The sequence below is a fragment of the Sulfitobacter sp. SH22 genome (genome assembly GCF_965641905.1).
Taxonomy (GTDB): Bacteria; Pseudomonadota; Alphaproteobacteria; order Rhodobacterales; family Rhodobacteraceae; genus Sulfitobacter.
Genome location: NZ_OZ282573.1, coordinates 108,477 through 130,129 on the forward strand (window position 1 = coordinate 108,477; position 21,653 = coordinate 130,129).

At 58.4% G+C, this 21,653-nt stretch carries 22 protein-coding genes; 19 read left to right on the forward strand and 3 right to left on the reverse strand.

Annotation, left to right across the window (positions count from 1 at the left end):
• Positions 1-24: 24 nt before the first annotated feature.
• From mgtE to ACSQ13_RS02690, 14 genes are all read left to right on the forward strand, one after another.
• Entirely contained in the window at positions 25-1,428 is a 1,404-nt protein-coding gene (gene mgtE, locus ACSQ13_RS02625; RefSeq protein WP_176248558.1) for a magnesium transporter, read from the forward strand.
• Positions 1,425-1,988 (forward strand): 5-formyltetrahydrofolate cyclo-ligase, encoded by a 564-nt coding sequence (locus tag ACSQ13_RS02630; RefSeq protein WP_295511831.1) that lies wholly within the window; start codon positions 1,425-1,427, stop codon positions 1,986-1,988. The genes mgtE and ACSQ13_RS02630 overlap by 4 nt, the downstream gene beginning before the upstream one ends.
• On the forward strand, positions 1,985-3,172 hold the full coding sequence (locus ACSQ13_RS02635) for a hypothetical protein (protein ID WP_295511833.1): 1,188 nt from the start codon (positions 1,985-1,987) through the stop codon (positions 3,170-3,172). Before ACSQ13_RS02630 ends, ACSQ13_RS02635 begins: the two co-directional genes overlap by 4 nt.
• A gap of 95 nt (positions 3,173-3,267) precedes the next feature.
• Positions 3,268-4,080 (forward strand): TIGR00282 family metallophosphoesterase, encoded by an 813-nt coding sequence (locus tag ACSQ13_RS02640; protein ID WP_176248555.1) that lies wholly within the window; start codon positions 3,268-3,270, stop codon positions 4,078-4,080.
• Positions 4,077-5,006, forward strand: coding sequence for a DMT family transporter (locus ACSQ13_RS02645; protein WP_295511835.1), 930 nt, complete (start codon positions 4,077-4,079; stop codon positions 5,004-5,006). Before ACSQ13_RS02640 ends, ACSQ13_RS02645 begins: the two co-directional genes overlap by 4 nt.
• Before the next feature lie 34 nt (positions 5,007-5,040).
• Complete coding sequence (locus ACSQ13_RS02650; protein ID WP_295511837.1) at positions 5,041-6,813, forward strand: SLC13 family permease; 1,773 nt, start codon at positions 5,041-5,043, stop codon at positions 6,811-6,813.
• A 672-nt stretch (positions 6,814-7,485) separates the two neighbouring features.
• Positions 7,486-8,982, forward strand: coding sequence for a recombinase family protein (locus ACSQ13_RS02655; protein ID WP_295511839.1), 1,497 nt, complete (start codon positions 7,486-7,488; stop codon positions 8,980-8,982).
• 629 nt (positions 8,983-9,611) lie between these two features.
• Positions 9,612-10,229: a hypothetical protein gene (locus ACSQ13_RS02660; RefSeq protein WP_295511841.1), complete on the forward strand. Its 618-nt coding sequence runs from the start codon at positions 9,612-9,614 to the stop codon at positions 10,227-10,229.
• Between the two features lie 62 nt (positions 10,230-10,291).
• The gene (locus ACSQ13_RS02665; protein ID WP_295511844.1) at positions 10,292-10,696 is read left to right on the forward strand and encodes a hypothetical protein; all 405 of its coding nucleotides are present in this window, start codon (positions 10,292-10,294) and stop codon (positions 10,694-10,696) included.
• Positions 10,697-10,713: 17 nt separating this feature from the next.
• Positions 10,714-11,430, forward strand: a complete 717-nt coding sequence (locus tag ACSQ13_RS02670) for a hypothetical protein (RefSeq protein ID WP_295511845.1) — start codon at positions 10,714-10,716, stop codon at positions 11,428-11,430.
• A 4-nt stretch (positions 11,431-11,434) separates the two neighbouring features.
• A complete protein-coding gene (locus ACSQ13_RS02675; protein WP_295511847.1) occupies positions 11,435-11,716 on the forward strand; it encodes a hypothetical protein in 282 nt (93 codons plus the stop codon).
• The gene (locus ACSQ13_RS02680; protein ID WP_295511849.1) at positions 11,658-12,191 is read left to right on the forward strand and encodes a hypothetical protein; all 534 of its coding nucleotides are present in this window, start codon (positions 11,658-11,660) and stop codon (positions 12,189-12,191) included. The genes ACSQ13_RS02675 and ACSQ13_RS02680 overlap by 59 nt, the downstream gene beginning before the upstream one ends.
• A 118-nt stretch (positions 12,192-12,309) precedes the next feature.
• Positions 12,310-12,591, forward strand: a complete 282-nt coding sequence (locus ACSQ13_RS02685; protein ID WP_295511850.1) for a BRO-N domain-containing protein — start codon at positions 12,310-12,312, stop codon at positions 12,589-12,591.
• A gap of 288 nt (positions 12,592-12,879) precedes the next feature.
• Positions 12,880-13,152 carry a hypothetical protein gene (locus ACSQ13_RS02690; RefSeq protein WP_295511852.1) on the forward strand — a complete coding sequence of 91 codons (273 nt, stop codon included), beginning with the start codon at positions 12,880-12,882 and terminating at the stop codon, positions 13,150-13,152.
• Between the two features lie 7 nt (positions 13,153-13,159).
• Here the strand turns inward: ACSQ13_RS02690 and ACSQ13_RS02695 are convergent, their stop codons facing one another.
• Together ACSQ13_RS02695 and ACSQ13_RS02700 are read right to left on the reverse strand one after the other, a co-directional pair.
• On the reverse strand, positions 13,160-14,266 hold the full coding sequence (locus tag ACSQ13_RS02695) for a hypothetical protein (RefSeq protein ID WP_295511854.1): 1,107 nt from the start codon (positions 14,264-14,266) through the stop codon (positions 13,160-13,162).
• A 366-nt stretch (positions 14,267-14,632) separates the two neighbouring features.
• Positions 14,633-16,405 (reverse strand): SLC13 family permease, encoded by a 1,773-nt coding sequence (locus ACSQ13_RS02700; RefSeq protein WP_295511855.1) that lies wholly within the window; start codon positions 16,403-16,405, stop codon positions 14,633-14,635.
• A 188-nt stretch (positions 16,406-16,593) separates the two neighbouring features.
• On the opposite strand from ACSQ13_RS02700, the gene ACSQ13_RS02705 reads away from it, so the two are divergent.
• A complete protein-coding gene (locus tag ACSQ13_RS02705; protein WP_176248551.1) occupies positions 16,594-17,334 on the forward strand; it encodes a YebC/PmpR family DNA-binding transcriptional regulator in 741 nt (246 codons plus the stop codon).
• Positions 17,335-17,427: 93 nt separating this feature from the next.
• Here the strand turns inward: ACSQ13_RS02705 and ACSQ13_RS02710 are convergent, their stop codons facing one another.
• On the reverse strand, positions 17,428-17,670 hold the full coding sequence (locus tag ACSQ13_RS02710; protein WP_295511857.1) for a hypothetical protein: 243 nt from the start codon (positions 17,668-17,670) through the stop codon (positions 17,428-17,430).
• A 201-nt stretch (positions 17,671-17,871) separates the two neighbouring features.
• On the opposite strand from ACSQ13_RS02710, the gene ACSQ13_RS02715 reads away from it, so the two are divergent.
• The 4 genes from ACSQ13_RS02715 (at position 17,872) to betC (ending at position 21,622) form a co-directional block, all read left to right on the forward strand.
• The gene (locus ACSQ13_RS02715; protein ID WP_295511859.1) at positions 17,872-18,468 is read left to right on the forward strand and encodes a LysE/ArgO family amino acid transporter; all 597 of its coding nucleotides are present in this window, start codon (positions 17,872-17,874) and stop codon (positions 18,466-18,468) included.
• Between the two features lie 37 nt (positions 18,469-18,505).
• Positions 18,506-19,408, forward strand: coding sequence for a DMT family transporter (locus ACSQ13_RS02720; protein ID WP_176248548.1), 903 nt, complete (start codon positions 18,506-18,508; stop codon positions 19,406-19,408).
• Positions 19,409-19,541: 133 nt separating this feature from the next.
• The gene (gene betI, locus ACSQ13_RS02725) at positions 19,542-20,117 is read left to right on the forward strand and encodes a choline-binding transcriptional repressor BetI (RefSeq protein ID WP_176248547.1); all 576 of its coding nucleotides are present in this window, start codon (positions 19,542-19,544) and stop codon (positions 20,115-20,117) included.
• Entirely contained in the window at positions 20,114-21,622 is a 1,509-nt protein-coding gene (gene betC / locus ACSQ13_RS02730) for a choline-sulfatase (RefSeq protein WP_295511861.1), read from the forward strand. The genes betI and betC overlap by 4 nt, the downstream gene beginning before the upstream one ends.
• Positions 21,623-21,653: the final 31 nt, after the last annotated feature.

Below are 21,653 nucleotides of genomic sequence, written 5' to 3' on the forward strand. Positions count from 1 at the left end.
CGAAAATCACCAAGGGGTCGCGCAATGTCTGATGAAACGCAAGAACTTGAATTCAGCCCCGAAGTTGAAGACGAATCCGAGGCTTACAAGCTGAACAAAAAAGCCGTTGCCTCGATCCTTTATGCGGTCGAGATTGATGATGCCGAGCGCCTGACCGAGCTGATGGAGCCGCTGCACGCGGCGGACATCGCCGACCTTTTGGAGCAGATCAGCAGTTTCGAGCGGACCAAGCTGATCCGGCTTTATGATCGCGAGTTTGACGGGGAAATCCTGTCGGAGCTTGATGAATCCATCCGCGAGGAAGTCATCGGGATTCTGACGCCGCAGGTCTTGTCTGACGCTGTGCGTGACATGGACAGCGATGATGTTGTTGACCTGATCGAGGATCTGGAAGACGCGCAGGCCGAAGCAATTTTGGGCGCGTTGGAAGATGTCGACCGCGCCGCCGTCGAACAGGCGCTGGCCTATCCGGAATATTCCGCAGGCCGCCTGATGCAGCGCGAGGTCGTGATGGCCCCCGAGCATTGGACAGTGGGCGAAGCGATTGATCATCTGCGCAAAACCCCCGAAGAGGATTTGCCAGACCAGTTCTATCACATCGTGATGGTTGACCCGCGTCTGCACCCTGTGGGCAACGTGACCTTGGGCAAGCTGATGCGCTCAAAACGCGCGACCTTGCTGAAGGATATTCTGGAAGACACATTTCAGGTGATCCCCGCCATGCAGGCGGAGGGCGATGTCGCCTATGCGTTCAACCAGTATCACCTGATTTCTGCGCCCGTGGTCGATGACGAGGGGCGGTTGATCGGGGTGATCACCATTGATGACGCCATGTCGGTTCTGGATGAGGAACACGAGGAAGACATCTTGCGTCTGGCGGGTGTGGGCGAGGGGTCCCTTTCGGACCGTGTGATAGAGACGACCAAGCAGCGTTTGCCGTGGCTGGCGGTCAACCTGCTGACCGCGATTGCCGCGTCCATGGTGATTTCGCAGTTCGAAGTCGCCCTTGCGCAGATTGTGGCACTGGCGGTGCTAATGCCGATCGTGGCGTCGATGGGCGGGAATGCAGGCACCCAAAGCCTGACCGTGGCGGTGCGCGCGATTGCAACACGCGATTTGACCGGATCGAACGTCTGGCGGGTGATCCGGCGTGAATGTCTGGTGGGGTTGATCAACGGGGTCATCTTTGCGGTGATCATGGGGATTGTGGGCGTGATCTGGTTCGGGTCGCCCGCGCTGGGCTATGTGATTGCCACGGCGATGGTGATCAACATGGTCGTGGCCGGATTGGCCGGGACGGGTATCCCGATTATACTGGAACGGATCGGCGTTGATCCGGCCCTTGCATCGGGGGCCTTCGTGACCACCGTGACCGATGTGGTCGGCTTTTTCGCGTTCCTTGGCCTTGCGGCGGCGGTGTTGCTGTGACCGATCTGGCGGCCATCAAGGATGCGGCGCGCAAGGCGGGTTTCGCCCGGCGCAAACCGTTGTTTGATGCTGCCAATGGCGCGCAGGCGGGATATTTAAGCGAGGTGTTGGCTGGCTATCGTGGCGTACCTTTGTCCGGTTTCATGCCCATCCGCACCGAGATCGACCCGCGCCCTGCAATGGCCGAGGCCTCTGCCCATGGGGTGGTTGGCGTGCCGGTTATCATCGGGCCGGACCAGCCATTGCGGTTTTCGCGCTGGACGCCGGATGCCGCGATGACCGACGGGCCGTTCGGGGCACTGATCCCTTTGGTCGAAGATTTCTTTGAGCCCGAAATCCTGATCGTGCCCTTGCTGGCCTTTACCCGTCGCGGGGACAGGCTGGGCTATGGCGGTGGTTTCTATGACCGCAGCCTGGCGCAACTGCGCGCGCGGCGCGCGACGCTGGCGATCGGTTTTGCCTTTGCGGGCCAAGAGGTCGACGAGCTGCCCTTGGAACCCACAGATGAACCGCTGGATATGATCGTCACCGAAGCAGGCGTGATTGACATAAAAAGGTGATTTTGACGGGCTCCATACTTGGGGCGATTGCCCTTGCGGCGCTGCTGCTGTGGTCGGGGCCCCTGCGCCGCTCCACCGTCTGGGAGGCAATGACGACACCGCTGGCTTCCATCATCGGCAGCGGCTTTCTGGTTCTGGGGCCGATCCTGATGGCGCAGTTCGGCTGGCTTGCCCCGCCGGTCATGGCGGTCCTTTGCGTGGTGGCCTATCTGTTCGGGGGCGCGATCCGGTATAATATGCGCAGGATCGAAGCTGGCGAAGTGTTGGCACCGGGGCTTGAGGCGACATCCTCCTGGGCGCTGAGCTTTGCCTATATCGTGTCCGTCGCCTATTATCTGAACCTTTTCGGGGCCTTCGGGGTCAGTCTGACCGCGTTTGACAGCGATGTCGGGGCACGGGTGCTGACCAGTGCGGTCTATCTTGTGATCCTCTCTGTGGGCTGGACACGGGGGTTCGCCTCGCTCGAGCGGATGGAATATATCAGCGTCACGATCAAACTGGCGATCATCGCGGGGCTGCTGGTGGCGCTTTCGGCGTTCTTTTGGGGCAAGGCGCAGGCGGGAACGCTGGTGGTGATCCCGACGGAATTGTCGGGCTGGGCGGCGCTTACCTTGGGGTTTGGCCTGATCGTCACTGTGCAGGGTTTCGAGACCTCGCGCTATCTGGGCGACAGCTATGATACCGACACCCGTGTGAAGTCGATGAAATGGGCGCAATGGCTGTCTGCGGCAATTTACATGATCTACATCGTGCTGCTGGCCTATGTGTTCGAACGCCATGACCTGTCTTTCAGCGAAACCGCCATTGTTGACATGATGGGCATCGTCGCCCCGATCTTGCCCGTTCTGCTGGTCGTTGCTGCCCTGGCCGCGCAGTTCAGTGCGGCGGTGGCCGATACCAGCGGGTCCGGCGGGCTGATGTACGAGATGTCGGGCAGGCGGATCAGCCCCCGCATGGGGTATGTTCTGCTGACGCTGATCGGCTTGGTGCTGACCTGGGGGGCCGATGTGTTCCAGATCATCAGCTATGCCTCGCGGGCCTTTGCGGTTTACTATGCGCTGCAAGCGGCCATCGCGGCGCTCAGCGCGGGCAGACAGGGCGCAGGCCCACGCTGCATCGGCTTCGCCTTGCTGGCCGCATTGGGCTTTGCCATCGCGGTGTTCGGCCATGCCGTCGAAGGCTGATACCGCTGCGTCTTGGGCTGCGTTTTGGCAAAGCGGGCAAATTTCCATCGCACAGCCCCTTGCCCTTGGCCGCGCCTCGGCCTAACGCTGGGGGCATGAAAATACTCTTTCTTGGCGATGTCATGGGCCGTGCCGGCCGCCGTGCGATCAGTGAAAACCTGCCCCGTCTGCGCAAGGACTGGAAGCTCGATTTCATCGTGGTGAACGGCGAAAATGCAACTTCGGGCATGGGGCTGTCCGGCCTGCATGCCAAAACCCTGCTTGATGCGGGCGCAGATTGTCTGACGCTGGGCGATCATGCCTTTGACCAAAAAGACATGCTCAGCTTTATCGAACAGGAACAGCGCATTATCCGGCCGTTGAATTTTTCGAAAAATGCACCGGGCCGCGGCGCGCGCCTGTTCACGGCACAAAACGGGCGCAAGGTTCTGGTGGCGCAAGCCCTTGGTCAGGTGTTCATGAAACGGCCCTTTGACGACCCGTTTTCCGCGCTTGAGCCTGTGTTGAAATCCCATCCGCTTGGCGGTCTGGCATCGGCGATCATTGTCGACATGCATTGCGAGGCGACATCGGAAAAGATGGCGATGGGCCATTGGTGCGACGGGCGCGCCAGCCTTGTCGTGGGCACCCACACCCATGTGCCCACATCCGACGCGATGATCCTGCCCGGCGGCACCGCCTATCTGACTGATGCAGGCATGTGCGGCGATTACCATTCCGTTATCGGGATGGAAAAAACCGAACCCTTGCGCCGCTTTATCACCGGCATGCCCAAAGACCGCTTTACCCCCGCCAACGAAGAGGCAACCCTGTCCGGCGTCTATATCGAAACCGATGACCGCACCGGCAAGGCGACCCGCATCGTCCCCGTGCGCCAAGGCGGCAAGCTGCAACAAAGCGCCCCGTGACACGCGGCCAGATAGCCTTTTACACCGCGTTTCTGGCGGTGCTGGGGGCGGGCTGGGGCTTTACCCAACCATTGACCAAGATTTCGGTCAGCACTGGCTATCAGCATTTCGGGCTGGTGTTCTGGCAGATGGTGATCGGTGCCGTGTTCATGACGGCGATCAACGCGGCACGGCGCAAACCCCTGCCGTTCGGCCCGCGCTATCTGCGGCTCTACCTGATCCTCGCGGTGATCGGCACGGTGCTGCCGAATTCAGCCTCGTATCAAGCGGCGATCTGGCTGCCATCCGGTGTCCTGTCGCTGCTGCTAAGCCTGGTGCCGATGTTCGCCTTTCCGGTCGCGCTGGCCATGGGGCTCGACCATTTCAGCTTTCGCCGCCTTGGCGGGCTGGCCTGCGGGCTGGCGGGGGTGTTGCTGCTGGTGGCACCGGGCACGGCGATGTCCATGAACCTGCCGGTCATCTGGATCCTCATCGGGCTGATCGCGGGCCTTTGCTATGCGTTCGAGGGCAATATCATCGCCAAATGGGGCACCCTTGATCTGGACGCGTTTCAGGTGCTGCAAGGCGCATCGCTGATCGGGGCGGTTTTGCTGCTGCCCGTGACGCTGATGACCGGCCAGTTCATCGACCCGACCCCGCCGTGGGATCTGCCGCAATGGGCGCTGGTGGTGTCCGCGCTGGTGCATGTGGTCGTTTATGCCGGATACATGTGGCTTGTGGGGCGGGCGGGGTCTGTCTTTGCCGTTCAGGTCAGTTATCTGGTGACCGGCTTCGGGCTGATTTGGGCCAAGATCATCCTGTCCGAAACCTATGCGCCGACACTTTGGATCGCGCTTGCTATGATGTTTGCCGGCCTGTATCTGGTGCAGCCAAGGCCCAAAGCGGCGCTTGCCCAAGCGGCTGCAATCGGCGACACTGACCTCTGATTTATACCCCTCGGATAGGCTGGATACACCCCGAATGGATTTTCTCAATCTGTCGCAAAGCACCTCTGCGATCCTTGCGCTGACGATTGTTGTGGTCATGTTCATCATGTTCCTGCGCGAGTCCCTCCCGACCGAGGTGGTTGCACTGACAGGGGCCGCCGTGATGCTGGTCCTTGGCATCCTGCCCTATGACGACGCACAGGCGGTGCTGCAAAACTCGGCCCCCTGGACGATTGCGGCGATGTTCATCGTGATGGGCGCGCTGGTGCGCACAGGCGCGCTGGACGTGCTGACGCGGCTGGCTGAACGCTATGCAAAAACCCATCCGAAAACGGCTGTGGTGGGGGTGATTATCGCGGTCATGGCGGCCTCGGCGATTATGAACAACACACCTGTGGTGGTGGTGATGATCCCGGTTGTCGTGCAGCTTAGCCAGACCTTGGGCACCAAGGCATCCAAACTGCTGATCCCGCTCAGCTATGCCGCGATCATGGGCGGCTCGCTGACCCTGATCGGGACCTCGACCAACCTGCTGGTGGATGGTGTGGCGCGCTCCCAGGGCCTTGAGCCCTTTGGCATTTTCGAAATCCTGCCCATTGGCCTTGTGGTCTGTGCCTGGGGCCTGATCTACATGGCGGTCTTCGCGCCCAAACTTCTGCCCGCCCGTGACAGCATGGCGTCTATGCTGACCGACCGCTCGAAGATGAAGTTCTTTACCGAAGCCGTGATCCCACCTGAATCCAACCTGATCGGCCGTGATGTTCTGGACGTGCAACTGTTCAAACGCGAAGGCGTGCGGCTGATCGACGTGGTGCGCGGCGACCAGTCGCTGCGCCGCGATCTTGGCGCGGTTCAGCTCCAGGTCGGCGACCGCGTGGTCTTGCGCACGCAGATGACAGAACTGCTCAGCCTGCAAGCCAACAAGGAACTCAAACGCGTTGACCAGGTGTCGGCGGTTGAAACCTCGACGGTCGAAGTACTGATCACACCGGGCTGCAAAATGGTCGGCCGCTCGCTGGGCGCGCTGCGCCTGCGCCGCCGCTACGGGGTCTATCCGCTGGCGGTCCACCGCCGGAACCAGAACATCGGGCGGCAACTGGATGAACTGATCGTAAAAGTCGGCGATACATTGCTGCTCGAAGGGGCGATGGCCGATATTCAACGGCTTGCCTCCGATATGGATATGGTTGACGTGTCGCACCCCTCTGCACGCGCGTTCCGCCGCGGACATGCACCGATCGCTATTGCGGCCCTTTCGGGCATTGTTATTCTTGCCGCCCTGAACGTGGCCCCCATTCTGCTGCTGGCGGTGATTGCCGTGGCGCTTGTGCTGGCCACGGGCTGCATCGATGCAGACGAGGCCTTCACCTTCATCGACGGGCGGCTGCTGGCACTGATTTTTTCGATGCTCGCCATTGGGGTCGGGTTGCAAAACTCGGGCGCAATCAGCCTGATCGTCGACACGATCGCGCCGTTTCTGGGGACGCTCTCGCCGTTCTATGTGATCTTTGCGGTGTTCCTGCTGACCACAACCCTGACCGAGATCGTCTCGAACAATGCGGTGGCCGTGATCATGACGCCCATTGCCATCAGCCTCGGAGCGGCCCTTGGGATGGACCCGCGCCCGCTGGTGGTTGCGGTGATGATCGCAGCCTCCTGTGCCTTCGCGACACCCATCGGCTACCAAACCAACACGCTGGTCTACGGCCCCGGCGGCTACAGATTTACCGATTTCATGCGCATCGGCATCCCGCTGAACCTGACAATGTCCGTGATCGTCTCGGCGATCATCCCCCTCATCTGGTAGAACGCCTCGCCCCCCGTTCTCTGGCTCGGAAATATCCCGGGGGTGTGGGGGCTGGCCCCCACGTGGTGCTGTGTGTGAGGGCTGGCCCTCAATTTATGCTATGCGTGGGGGCCAGATCACAACGGCCAGAACACCAAAATCGCCGGAATGGACACCGCGACGACGATGATCTCAAGCGGCAACCCCATGCGCCAGTAATCCCCAAAGGAATACCCCCCGGGTCCAAGGATCAACGTGTTGACCTTATCTGGGGTATAGCATTATCCATTGAGTGTGACGCTGAGTTGCACCCAAGGTTTCTTCGTTATCTCTATGTTTTATGGGTGTTTTCCAGTGTTCACAGATGAGAGTTAACCCAAAGGGTCCGATGTGGACCTATAGCCAACTGGAGAAAACACATGAACCTGAACCACTTTGAGACACCCGAAGCCGCCTTGCAGTATGCCGTAGACACAGCCCTGTGGGACCTACGTGAAGACCTCGCCCGTATGACTGGGAGTGAAGCCGAAAGGTATAGCGATGAGGACTGTGCTGCTCTCGAAGACAAGATAGCCGACATTGAAGCTGTGTCCTTTCAGTGAGGCGAAGGGGGATCGGGTGGTTCGCTCGGTCCCATTTTACCCCTCTCCTGATTTACTCCATCACCGTTTGACCGCTTCGAGAGGATACGCCATGAACATGCACAACATGCCAGATCAACATCAGACCATCGCCTACAGCTACGTCAGGTTCTCCTCGGAGGGCCAGAGGGATGGTAACTCCATCGAGAGACAGACCAAGCGGGCGCAAGAATGGTGCCAGCGGGAAGGCTACAGCCTCTCAACAGAGACCTTCGAAGATAAGGGCGTTTCAGCCTTCAAAGGTGCCAATGCTGATGTAGGGAAGTTGGGTGCATTCCTTGAGGCCGTTGAGAAGGGGGCGATTGAAGAAGGCTCAATTCTCATAGTTGAGAACCTCGACCGCCTGTCACGTCAGCACTTTGACGAAGGGTACATGTTGATCAAGCGTATCACTCTGGCTGGTATCAATGTGGTCACCTTAAGTGACAACAAGATGTATCGAGCAGGGGAGCCGCTCTCACTTGGGGATGCCTTCATTATGCTGGCTGGTTTCGATAGGGCGAACCAAGAAAGCAGGTACAAATCTGAGCGGGTAGGGGCGGCGTGGAAAAGCAACGCTGAGAAGGTGGCCGATGGTAGCCGTAAGCGTACCACCAAGGTTCCCGCGTGGATCAAGTTCAAGGGTGACAGCCTAGAGAATGGCACGTTCACAGTCATTGAAGACAAGGCCGCTCTCATCCGAGAACTGTTTGAACGATACGCCAACGGTGAGCCAACCAGCGGTATGGCCACTGATCTTCGAAACAGAGGCATTCCCACGTTATCTGGGAAAGGCAACTGGACAGGTCCGCTTGTCTACATGTTGGTACGCGAAGTGACCCCCTACGGCACACTTCAGATTGGCAAGGGGACCAAGAAAGAGCGCGTGATCATCGATACTGTCGCAGACTATTACCCGCGTATTGTCGACGAGGAAATCGCCCGCCGTGTCCGTCACCGCATTCAGACAGGCGCTGCACCGCTCAAGGTGAAACAGCAGGGCCAATGTCGGGGCCGTCTGGTAGGTGTCTTGAAGTCTGACGAGGGCAACAAGGCCAAGGCCAAGAAGAACAACAGGTCGGTGTCCTACGTCGATTACGTCACCAACAAGTATCTGGGGGCTGTGTCCTATATCGACCAAGTGCTGATGGATGAGTGGCCAGAGATCGTCAAAGCCTTTGGCGTGGAGACAAGTGCAGAAGCAGAAGGCCTTGAGGGGGAACTCATGGCCGCTCAGGACAACCTCGAGTATCTCCAAGCCCGCGTGGGCAAACGCCCCAATGCAGCCTTAGACCGCCTTGTACTTGCAGCCGAAGCAGAGGTCGAAGAGAGCCTCCGCAATCTGGAGACCGTCTCAAGGTCAACTCGCGTTTACGGTTCGGTTCCCTCCGAGATCGTCCTTCTGTCCATTCCTGAGGCCAACCAATGGGTCCGCAAGCTGGTCGATGAGGCAAAGGTCTATCGCGATGGGAGGGGTGCCAGCCAGCGTATTTCGATCTGGATACGCTTGAAGAATGGCGTCCGTTTGTCGGTCGGGGACGCCTCGGTGGGTCTGAAATCGAGGGTCTGAAAATGTGTTTGTTTTCAGGTGGTTAAATTCCACCCCCCTTATGAGAAGACGTACGAGGGTAAATTCTATAGTTCCTCTATGGGCATTCCTCAGGTGTATCTCCAGTGAAGGGTACGTGTTGGTGAATGGTGATCATCCCATACCAACTACCTTATTGTGTATAGACGATCAGTATCAGGCCATGCAGGTAGGTCACACCCAATCCCAATCACCATAAGCAGACCCGTCCAGCGCCTTCATCGGTGACTGTGACCTTTTACGTCTGCACCCCAAACCCATAAGCAAGGAGGTCTGCCATGCACCATCCTTGCAGCAACCTCGCGTGTTCCGCAGCGATAGCCCCAAGCGATCTCAAAGCCCGCCGAGAGACAGGCTTATGTTGGCTGTGTCGTCGTCGATGGCAGATGAAGGGTATCCCCACAGGCGGCTACATACCAAGCGATGCACTCAGGGCCATCGCCAAGCAGACGCTCACCCAGATCAACCCGACCAAGGATGAACTCAGGAATGCCGTGAGGTTGGCCCGAGGTGTCCGCCACAGGGAGGGGTCGTGGGGAGACCGACCAATCTATTCCTACAACATGCTGATGGCACGGCCCCGCATCGCTGCATCACGTAGGTTGCCCCACATGCTGGTTGGTAGACGCAAGCCACCGGACGCGGTGTCGATTACAGTCGCTGCCATTCATTACCATCTGGCAGTCAATCACCTTGGGGTCGGCACAAGGTACGCCCGCTGGCTCTGTGGTGCATCGTTCATGCTTCGTCGCAACCTGATCAGACCCACAGGAGATACAGGGTCACTCAAGGGGCGTGAGGTGCGCCGCAATTACCGCCTTGAACACTCCGACTTCGAAGTGATTGGCACCCACGTCCTCAAGACAGCCAAGGCGCTGGGCGTCACCCGTGAGGTCGGCCAGACAGCGACAGTCATATACCTACAGGGCGTCGAGGATGGCACATTCCACCGCAGTGTGATCGTCCCGCGTAACTCACAGCCCACTCAAGGCCCCGGCGATCACCCATTTGACCACTACTTGCCCGATCATGTTCCGTGGTCTCCTCAGCACGGTCATGGACTGCGTAGGGCCTCTGGTAAGATCAACGGTCAATGGCCCGAGGGTGTTGATGCCCCAGCAGACGAGAGGACGCCCAACAGGCTCCACAGGGCCGCTGTGAGGGCATGGAAGGCTCCCACCTACACACCACAGCCCAGCGCCACCGATTGGCTCTTCAAGCAGCCCTGATCAACGCCAGTGCTCAACGCCAGTGCTCACATCGGCACCCCACAAAGTCAAAGGATATCACCATGCCCAGAGCGAACCCCAAGAAGCCACGCGAGGTCGTCACAAGGCGCTGTGGGGCCTGCCATGAAGACTTCGACACAACCCGCCAGAAGGCCACGAGATGCCCTCAGTGTATCTCTGAGGGCCTCAGGGTGCGGTATCGTAAATGCTTCGAGTGCAAGACCCCGTTCGTCTTGTTCGATGAAGCTCATATGAACTGCGCCGCCTGTGCAGAAGCACTGGGCATCGATCAGGATGAGCTTACCCCCGAGCAACTCGAGAAGCTCAAGGAGGCCGAGAGGCTCTCGAAATTCATAGAGGTCCGCGACAGACAACTCGAGTGGCTGACCCACCGTGGGAAGGCACAAACTGCCCCCTTCAACCATCAACCCAATCAATATGATCTGACCTCACTGGGGCTGATCTGAACAAGGAAATCCAATCCATGACCCAAGACAACAAAGGGTATCAATCCTCCGAAAACTACCAGCCCACAGGCGTAACCGTCCTGAGTGGTGGCGGCGCGTCCTTCAACCGCGAGGTCCAGACCGCAGACGATCTGAACGACAACGATCTCATTAACGTGGCCGGAATGCAGGTCACAGCAAAGCAGGCACGGGAGCTGGGTCTTCTGGGTCAGGTGTTCGACGAAGGGCTGAACGCTGGCTCCGCAAGGAAACGGACAGATACCCCAGAGCCAATGGTCGAGACCGTCAAGAAGTCTGAAACAGGATTTGCGACCTACGACGAAGCAATCGACAAGCTGAACGTACTGATCGACGCAGGTTCGATGACAGCCGCAGAGGGACAGGTCTACGATACCAGCCTAGCCGAGATCGCCTTTGCAGGTCTTCAAGTCGACCATGTCGTTGAAACTCTCAGTGGTCTGGCTGACGGGTCCATCGCTGAAGCCGATGTGCCAGCCGATGTACGCGCAATGGCGACACATGTTGAAAACGAAGTCCGACAGGCATCGACCAAGGCAGCACTCAACGAGATGGGCAAACCTGCCTTCGACCGTCTGTCAGAGATGGCCAGCGCCCATGCAGGTGTCGCCCAAGTCGTGGAACGATACGCCGTTGACCGCGCCCAAGGTAAACACGGGGGGATCACATGGGCCGAACTATATCAGGACTTGAACGAGCAACTCGGGAACACCTGAGACTATGACACCCCTCAATGAGATGTGTTGGGACGCTGACATAGAAGCCGCAATCCTCGACCTCACCCGCGATAAGATCAAGAACCCAGACTATCACTGGGCCACAGTCGCCCGTGTGGAAGAGGGCAGCGACCCAGTGTCCAACCAGAGGATCACCATGAGCCAACTCGAGGCTTGGGTGGTCCGCTGCAAAACTCCACCCACAGCAACACAGGAGGCCCCCGCCCATGCTGACCATCAGACCCGCCGCGTGTCGCCTTCGGGTGGACACGTTCCCCACCCGTGAACGGTTATCGACCACAGGCCTGAACATCTCCTACACCAACACCATCGCCGATGACCGGGTAGACGCCCACGCAATGGATTACTTCGATGCCTGCAAGGGCTATCTGGGGTGTACCTTCCACTACGTGATCCGGTTGGATGGGGTGGTCGAGATTGGTCGCAACCCCAAAACGCTCTCCTCACGTGGACGCAGCGCCACCCGTAGACACGACACGATCTTCATCGGCGTGGTCGGTGGCCTGAACCTCGAAGGCGGGAAACGGATAGACAGCATAACCGATGCCCAGCGCGAGGCAATCGCAGAGCTTGAGCAGGCCATCGCTGACACCCTCAACACCCCGTTGGACGTGATCGACTTCACCATTGAATGGACACGCAGGGAAGAGGCCGAGGCTGATAACGCCGCAGAGGAAAAGGAGAGAGAACTTGAAGAACAACTCGACCGTACTGAACAAGCAACCGCTCAGCTTTGCTAACCTGCTCCTCCTGACCGCGTTCAGGTTCTGTCACTTCACAGCAATCACCCCGTACCAGATCATCCCGAAGCGTATGCACTGAGCGTGGCTGACACGCTAAGTCAAAACCATCCGCACCGTGGAGATCGACGGGAACCCTTGGTTCGTCGCCGCTGACGTTTGCAAGGCGCTCTCCATCTCAAACATCTCAACAGCCCTCTTAAACATCGGTTCAACCGAAGTTCAAAGCTACCGTGTCCCTAACACCAAGGGACGGATGAACAAGATCGTAACCGAGAGCGGTCTCTACGACCTGATCCTCCAGAGCCGCAAGCCTGAGGCCCGCGAGTTCAAGGCATGGGTCACCGGTACTGTTCTCCCAGCCATCCGCAAGGACGGTGGGTCACAAACGACAAACTGAAGGACACCCCATGATAACTATAGAACTCTCTGAGATCACCCAGACGACAGGTCACAAGCGCTCCTACCCCAACATCGCTCGTAAGCTGATCCGAGAGGGAGCAGCCCCATCAACTGAGATCGACTTCATCCGTGATGGCAAGCGTTCGTTCCCTGTGAATACCCTCGCATGGTGGTCGAAGGTTCAGCACATCCAAGGCTGAACGAAGCCCCTCAGGAAACCCTAAGCCAACCCCTGACACATATCAAAACGAGGCCGACGAGGCCCATCAACCAAGGAACCAATAAGATGACAAACACACCCACTGAAACGACCACACCCACAGAGATGAATAGCTGGGCGATGGCGTGTAGCCTGCTGGTAGGCGTCCGCCAAGCCCTCGCTAAGGGTCAGGCCGAACATGCCGCAATCATTGCAGCAAATCCAAACCGCACATTCATTGCAGAGGCCCGTGTGGTCGCTGACACTGTGAATGTCCTGCGAGACGTCGAAAACACACTGGATTGGGAACTGTCCCGAACAGCCCGTTCGTCCAACTTGGCGATGCCTGAGCAGAGTTGAGGTGACCCTACTCGTCGGTTTCTAGTCCGTTGTTGGGCGTACCGTCTTGGCGATTGATCAGTTGCAAAATTTCAGCTTGTTGCGTTCTAACCGCTTCTATTACGCCTATCAGCCTGTCATTCTCTTGAGCTTGAACTGCAATCTCCGCAATCAGAGCGCCGTCTTCGTTTTCTTCGTCAGGCTCTGGAAGGTGACGAGGGGGGATGAAGTCCACATCTCCTCCTTTCGCATAGAAGTCGAAATATTTGGACACCGATTTCCGAAGAACGGCTTCGGTCTCGTGTTCGATCTGAAGCGAAACAGCACTCTTGATTTCTGCAATCGTGTCTTCGGTACCTGTATCTTGGACAAACGTCTGCTGACGCTTCAATTCGTCTTCAATGATCGTGTTGAGCCTTTTCTTGTGTCGAAAATCTTCGATGTCATTGGCGATACTCAGCACTTCACTAGCGACGCGACCTGCATTCTTAGCAATAATCGCGAGAACGATCGTCACCGATGCGACGGCAGTCAGCGTTACGATGACAGAACCATTACTGGCACCAACGACCTTCACCGACTGGGGGGGTTCTCCGACACTCATAGCTGCGCCTCGAGCGATGTCATACCAGTCAGCGCTCCACTTTTTAAGGCGAGAAACGTCATCTATTGACGCTCCATCCTTGAAGCGAACCCGTATTTGCGGGAGTTCCATTAGCACCATCTCGTCTGGGATGAACTCCAAGTCGAGCTTCTTTAAAGCGTCTTTGGCTGCAGAAATATCTTGATTTGCGGTTTGCAGTCTTTGGATCAGGCCCTGCAGGTCTGCAGCAGCGGAAGCAGGGTCAAAATCGCTCATAGTGACAATATCTGTGACGATGTGAGCACCCTTTTTACCAAGATATTGCAATGCGTCTAAGCGGCTCAAGAGATCGACTTCTTCATTCGTAAGTCGGTCAAAGGACATCTGCTCTAGAGCGTGGAGAAGAGTGCGGTGAGCTTCGCGAACAGGATTTTTTTGTTGCTGTGTCGCGTTGTGTTTTAAGACCTGATGAAGAGCGGTATACTTTTGTATGAGATCAGGAAGGGCCTCAGCGCTCCAAGTCCCTAGGTTAATTACTTGTGATACGTCCATAATGACCTCAATAAAATCTATTGGAGCAGAGTTAGGCACATACCAGCGTATAGGCAAGCGCTGTCGCCAGCCAATATGGTCGACAGCCAGCCAATATGGTCGACAGCCAGCCGATTAGTTTCTGTCCCAAAAAATCCGAGTGCCTTAATATACGTGAGCCTTCCACCTTTACCCCCCGTGGCCCCCTCGTGATCCCTGAGTTAACGCCAAGGGGACGGGGGTGCCACGCTGGGTAGGTAGCTCCTATGATCTATATGGCATACCCCTAGCGCAGCACTCAGTGAGGCTTATAGGAGGTCTCAGGGTGTACTGTGAGTGCACTTGAGAAGCATGGGTGCAGCAACGCATCCCCTCACTTTTTCCATACTACAAAGGCCAGAAGAACATGATCGAAGGTATCGCCACGACGATCGCAATGATCTCCAATGGCAACCCCATACGCCAGTAGTCGCCGAACCTATATCCACCTGCGGATAGAATTAAGGTGTTGTTCTTATGCCCGATCGGGGTGAGAAACGCACTGGAGGCCGCCACAGCGACCGCCATCAGAAAAGGATCGGGCGAGACATTCAAGCTCTGGGCCATCTGGATGCCGACGGGGGCGGCCACGATGGTCGTTGCCGTGTTATTGAGCACATCCGACAGGGTCATCGTCACGACCATCAAAACCGTCAAAACGATCCATGCGGGCATGCCTTCGGTTAGCCCGACCAGGGCACCGGCGATCAGCTGGGTGCCGCCTGATGTCTCCAGCGCGGCACCCAGCGGGATCATCGACCCCAGCAGCACGACGACGGGCCATTCGATATGGGTGTATAGCTCTGACAAGGGCACGATCCTGGCCAGCACATAGGCCACGACGACCAATCCCAGGGCCACGGGCAGATAGACCAGCCCAAAGCTGGCCGCCGTCACGGCCCCGCCAAACAACCCGATGGCCAGCCAGACCTTGCTGTTCTCGGTCACTGCCAGGCCGCGATCCGCCAGAGGCAATACGCCGAGCCATTCCACCACATGGGCCGCCGTGTCGCGGGGCACCAGCAGCAGCAGGATATCACCGGCGCGCAATTCGGTTTTGCGCAGCTGGGCAGTGATCTTTTTGCCTTGTCGGGAAATGCCCAGCAGTACCGACCGCTGCCGCCATGCCAGGCCGACCGTTTGGGCCGAGCGCCCGTTCAGGCGGGACTCGGCGGGCACGACCACCTCGATGATCTCTACGCCTTCGCCATCCGCATGCAGCAGGTCGTGGCGTGTGGTGTCGGCGACAAGAAAATTCAGGGTGCTGCGGAATTCGTCAAGCGCGTCTGGCGTGGCCTCCAGCACCAGCGCGTCACCGGCTTGCAAGGCCACGTTGCGGGCCTGACCGTAAACGCGCTGGCCCTCGCGGATCAGGCCAAGGATCACCACGTCGGATTTGTCGGCGACATCTTGCAGTTCGGCCAGACGTTTGCCGATTTGCTTGCTGCCTTCGGGCACCGTCAGCTCGGCAATATATTGGGACAGGTCTTCGGGTTTGAGCGCGCTATCGTCGCGGCCGGGGATCAAGCGCCAGCCGATCAGGGCAACAAAAGCCAGCCCCGCAATCGCCGCGATCCCGCCCACGGGGGCAAAGTCGAACATGCCAAATGGCGCGCCCAGCGATTCCTGCCGGATTGAGGCGATAATGATATTGGGCGGTGTGCCGATCAGCGTGACCATCCCGCCCAGAATTGTCGCAAAGCTGAGCGGCATCAGGCTGAGCCCCGGATTGCGCCCCGCCTTGCGTGCGGTTTGAATGTCCACCGGCATCAGCAAGGCCAGGGCCGCGACGTTGTTCATGAACGCGGATAAGACGCCGCCGATCAGCCCCATCAACGCAATATGCGCACCCAGGCGGCGGGACGCGTCTACCATGGTGCGGGTGATCAACAGCACCGCCCCCGAGCGGACCAACCCCGCGGATACGATGAGGACAAGGGCGACGATCAGGGTTGCGGGGTGGCCGAAGCCGTCGAATGCGTCTTTGCTGTCCACCACGCCCAGCACGACCGCGATCATCAAGGCGGAAAACGCCACCAGATCATAGCGGAAGCGGCCCCATAGCAGCATGCCAAAGACGGCTGCAAAAAGCGTAAAAAGGATGATCTGGTCTTGGGTCATTGGGGGGCGTGCCTGAAATTGGGAAGCGGGCTTTAGACCTAGCAGTCGCGATGGGGGCTGTCTGCCCCCAAACCCCCGAGGATATTTGTGAGCCAGAGAAGTTGGCGGGAGTCATGCGGCGTGGCTTGTTCGCGGGCAAACGCTGGCCTATAAGGCCACAGTTCAGGAATTACGCACACGAGGTTACCATGGCAGGCCACTCAAAATGGGCAAACATCCAGCACCGTAAAGGTCGTCAGGACAAGTTGCGCGCGAAGGTGTTTTCGAAGATGTCGAAAGAGATCACCGTTGCGGCCAAAATGGGCGACCCCGATCCGGACAAAAATCCGCGTTTGCGTCTGGCGATCAAGGAAGCCAAATCGGTTTCGGTGCCCAAGGACGTGATCGACCGCGCGATCAAGAAATCTTCGGCGGGCGAGGGCGAGGATTACGAAGAAATCCGCTATGAGGGCTATGGCCCCAATGGTGTGGCCGTCATCGTCGAAGCCATGACCGATAACCGCAACCGGACGGCATCGGTGGTGCGCTCAACTTTCACCAAGAACGGTGGCAATCTGGGCGAGACCGGCAGCGTCGGTTTCATGTTCGACCGCAAGGGCGAGATCACCTATCCCGCCGAGGTTGGTGACGCCGACACCGTCATGATGGCCGCGATCGAGGCCGGTGCCGAAGATGTGGAAAGCACCGAAGACGGGCATGTCATCTGGTGTCTTGATACGGATCTGAACGATGTTGCCACGGCTTTGGAAGCCGAGTTGGGTGAATCAGATAGCACCAAGCTGGTGTGGCGTCCGACCACCACCACCGAAATGGATCTGGAAGGCATGGAAAAGCTGATGAAGCTGATTGATGCGCTGGAAGATGACGATGACGTGCAGCGGGTCACCACAAACTTTGAAGCCTCTGACGAGGTGATGGCGCAGCTTTAAGCCGCGCTGCATAATCCGACCTTTCCACAAGGCGCAAAAAAGCCGCCCCCGGTGACCGGGGGCGGCTTTTTCGTGACCTATCTGGTTTTGGCTTTAGCCGAACATCCGCGACATGCTGAAAAATACGCCTGTCATGCGGTTTTTTTCCACCTTTGCGGCGGGCTTTTGCTGGGTGATCGTTGTCAAGGCGCGTTTGACGTCGTTCAGGCGGGCCAATGCCTTTGAACCGCCGGCGCTTGCCTGAACGCCCAGAATTTTAGCCTGAGTGTGAAGTGCCGCTTCGATAAGCGTCAATTCTTCCTGGCTGATTTCCAGCTTCTGTTTTTCGTCTGACATGACATCGTTCCTTAATTGCATTGGGGGGCAGATAGGTCTTGTTGTTCGGTTTCGCTAGTAGTTACGCACCAGATCACGCATTTGTTTCATGCGCTGTTGAAAAAAATCGCTGTTAACCCGTGAAATCCGGCTAAACCACCGTTTTCGTTTGCGGATTTAATGTTTCATGTTAGGCAGACGGTCTGTTTCAAAGAGGTCGAGATGAACGCCTTTCTGCCCGGATTCGCATTAAGCCTGACATTGATTTTGGCGATTGGTGCGCAGAACGCTTTTGTTTTGCGGCAGGGTTTGCGCAAAAGCCATGTGTTCTGGGTCTGTCTGACCTGTGCTGTGTCCGACGCGATGCTGATTGCTGCGGGTGTCGCGGGGTTTGGCGCTTTGGGGCAGGCGCTGCCGTGGTTCGAACCGGTGATGCGCTATGGCGGGGCGGCGTTTCTGATCTGGTACGGCGCGCGCAACGCGATGTCTGCATGGCGCGGGGGGGCCGCACTTGAGGCCGAAGGGCTCAACACCCAGACCTTGCGCGGCACGATCCTGACGCTGTTGGCGCTGACCTGGCTGAACCCGCATGTGTATCTTGATACGGTGGTGTTGCTGGGGTCGATATCGGCGCAATATGATAACCGGCTGGCCTTCGGGGCAGGGGCGGTAAGCGCCAGTTTCGTGTTCTTCTTTGGTCTGGGCTACGGCGCGCGTCTGCTGAGCCCGCTGTTTGCCAGACCGCGCAGTTGGCAGATCCTTGACGGCTTGATTGCGGTGACCATGTGGGCGATCGCGGCCAAACTGTTGTTGATGTGACCTTGTGATCGCCCCCCGCTTCAGGAATGTATAGCCCATGAGCACCGCATACCCCCACCGACCTGTCGCCGGCATCTTTTGGATGGTTGTCACAGGGCTTTTGTTCATCTGCGTCACGGCATTGGTGAAATATATGGGGCCCAGGCTGCCCTCTGCCGAGGCGGCATTCATCAGATACGGCTTTGGGCTGGTGTTTCTGCTGCCCGCCATCGGGGCCTTGCGGGCGGCACATCTGACACGGCGGCAATGGGCCTTGTTCAGTGTGCGCGGCGGCTTGCACGGCATTGGCGTGATCTTGTGGTTCTATGCGATGACCCGCATTTCCATCGCCGAAGTCACCGCGATGAATTATCTTGCGCCGATATATGTGACCATCGGTGCAGCGCTGTTTCTGGGTGAGACGCTGGCAATGCGGCGGATGGTTGCGGTTGCGCTTGGCTTGATGGGGGCGCTGATCATCCTGCGGCCGGGGTTTCGCGAACTGGCTGGCGGGCATTATGCGATGCTGATCGCTGCGGTGGTGTTTGGCGGGGCCTATCTGCTGGCCAAGGTGCTTGCGGACGAGGTCAAGCCATCGGTGGTGGTCGCGATGATGTCGCTGTTTGTGACGCTCATGCTGGCCCCCTTTGCGCTGCCCGTCTGGATCGCCCCGACGATGCAGGAGCTGGGCATCCTTGCCACTGTCGCCTGCTTTGCCACGGCGGGGCATTACACCATGACGCTGGCTTTTGCTGCGGCACCGCTGACGGTCACCCAGCCGGTCACGTTTTTGCAACTGGTCTGGGCCACGGCCCTTGGCGCGGTCGTCTTTGCAGAGCCGATCGATATTTGGGTTATCTTTGGCGGCTTTGTCATTCTGGCTTCGGTGACCTTTATCACCTGGCGCGAGGCGATGTTGAACCGCCAGATCACCCCGGCCAGCCCTGCGACAAAACTTTAACCGTCTTTATCGTTGCGCAACGCGTTGGGGCGCATAGTGCCAGCCACCTGCGGGTTATTGACTCGCGGGTCAATAACCCTAAGTCTGTCTTAACAGCCGGAATCGTGGATGCCGGGAACGTTGAGGACCGACAATGCCCAAACTTGGAATGGAACCGATCCGGCGTGATGCGCTGGTCAAGGCGACGATAGCCGAAATCGGGGCCGCGCAGTCACTGGATGTTACCGTTGACCAGATCGCGCGCCGTGCAGGCATGTCAAAGGCCCTGGCCCATCACTATTTCGGCGGCAAGGATCAGATATTTCTTGCCGCGATGCGCTATATTCTGTCGGAATATTCCGCCGAAGTACGGCGCGAATTGCGCAAGGCCAATACCCCCATCGCCCGCGCCGAGGCGATCATCAGGGCCAGCTTTGACGAAAGCTGCTTTGATCCGGCGACGGTCAGCGCCTGGATGACGCTATACGCGTCGTCGCGCACCAATGTCGAAACCTATCGCTTGCTGATCGTCTATCAGGCGCGCCTGCGGTCAAACCTGACCCACGCGCTGCGGCCGATTTCGGCCCGGCCTGAACAGGACGCCGAAACCCTCGCCGCGCTGATCGACGGACTGTATCTGCGTGCCGCCCTGTCCGACAAAGGCAGTGCGCCTGCCGCCTGTGCGCAAGCGCTGTCCCTTTTGAACACCCTGATCGAAAGCAAACCATGACCAAACCCAATATCCTGATCCTGATGGTCGACCAGTTGAATGGCACGCTGTTCCCCGATGGGCCGGCAGACTGGCTGCACGCGCCAAACCTCAAGAAACTGGCGGCACGGTCCACCCGTTTCAAGAACGCTTATACCGCCAGCCCGCTCTGCGCGCCGGGGCGTGCGGCGTTCATGTCGGGCCAATTGCCAAGCGCCACGGGTGTCTATGATAACGCGGCGGAATTTCCGTCAAGCGTGCCGACCTATGCGCACCACCTGCGCCGTGCGGGCTATCACACCTGCCTGTCGGGCAAGATGCATTTCGTCGGTCCCGATCAGCTGCACGGGTTCGAGGAACGTCTGACAACCGACATTTACCCCGCCGATTTCGGATGGACGCCCGATTACCGCAAACCCGGGGAACGGATCGACTGGTGGTATCACAACATGGGGTCGGTCACAGGTGCGGGCGTGGCCGAAATCACCAACCAGATGGAATATGACGATGCCGTCGCCTTTGAGGCAACGCGCAAGATTTACGATCTGTCACGCGGTCTTGACGACCGCCCGTGGTGCATGACGGTCAGCTTTACCCACCCGCATGACCCTTACGTGGCACGCAAGAAATATTGGGATCTGTACAACGACTGCGATCATCTGCTGCCCGAGGTCTCTGATCTGGGCTATGACACGCAGGACGCCCATTCCAAACGCATCTTTGATGCCAATGACTGGCGTAGCTTTGACATTACCGAGGATCACATCAAACGGTCGCGGCAAGCGTATTTCGCCAACATCAGCTATCTTGACGACAAGATCGGCGAGATTTTGCAAACCCTCGAGGACACCCGCCAAGAGGCGATCATCGTTTTCGTGTCGGACCACGGCGATATGTTGGGCGAACGTGGCCTTTGGTTCAAGATGAGCTTTTTCGAAGGCTCGTCCCGCGTGCCGATGATGATCGCGGCCCCGCAGATGGAGCCCGGTTTGCACGAGACCCCCGTCAGCAATATCGACGTCTGCCCGACCCTGTGCGATCTGGCGGGCGTGTCGATGGACGAGGTGATGGAATGGACAACGGGCCAGTCGCTGGTGCCCATGGGGCAGGGGGTTGAACGTACCGAACCCGTCGCGATGGAATATGCCGCCGAAGGCACGCAAGCCCCGATGGTATCGCTGCGCTATGGCAAGTGGAAATACAACCGCTGCACGCTGGACCCCGATCAGCTGTTCGATCTGGACGCCGATCCGCATGAACTGACCAATCTGGCCGAAGAACCCGCCCATCAGGGCACGCGCCAGACCCTGCGCGCCAAAGCTGATGCCCGCTGGGATCTGGATGCCTTTGACGCCGATGTGCGCAAAAGCCAGGCCCGCCGCTGGGTGGTCTACGAGGCGTTGCGCAAGGGGGGTTATTATCCGTGGGATTACCAACCCCTGCGCAAGGCGTCAGAGCAATACATGCGCAACCACATGGACTTGAATGTTCTGGAAGAAAACAAGCGCTTCCCCCGCGGGGAGTAGACGCTTTCCGGCCCCGCGCGGGGCGCAGAAC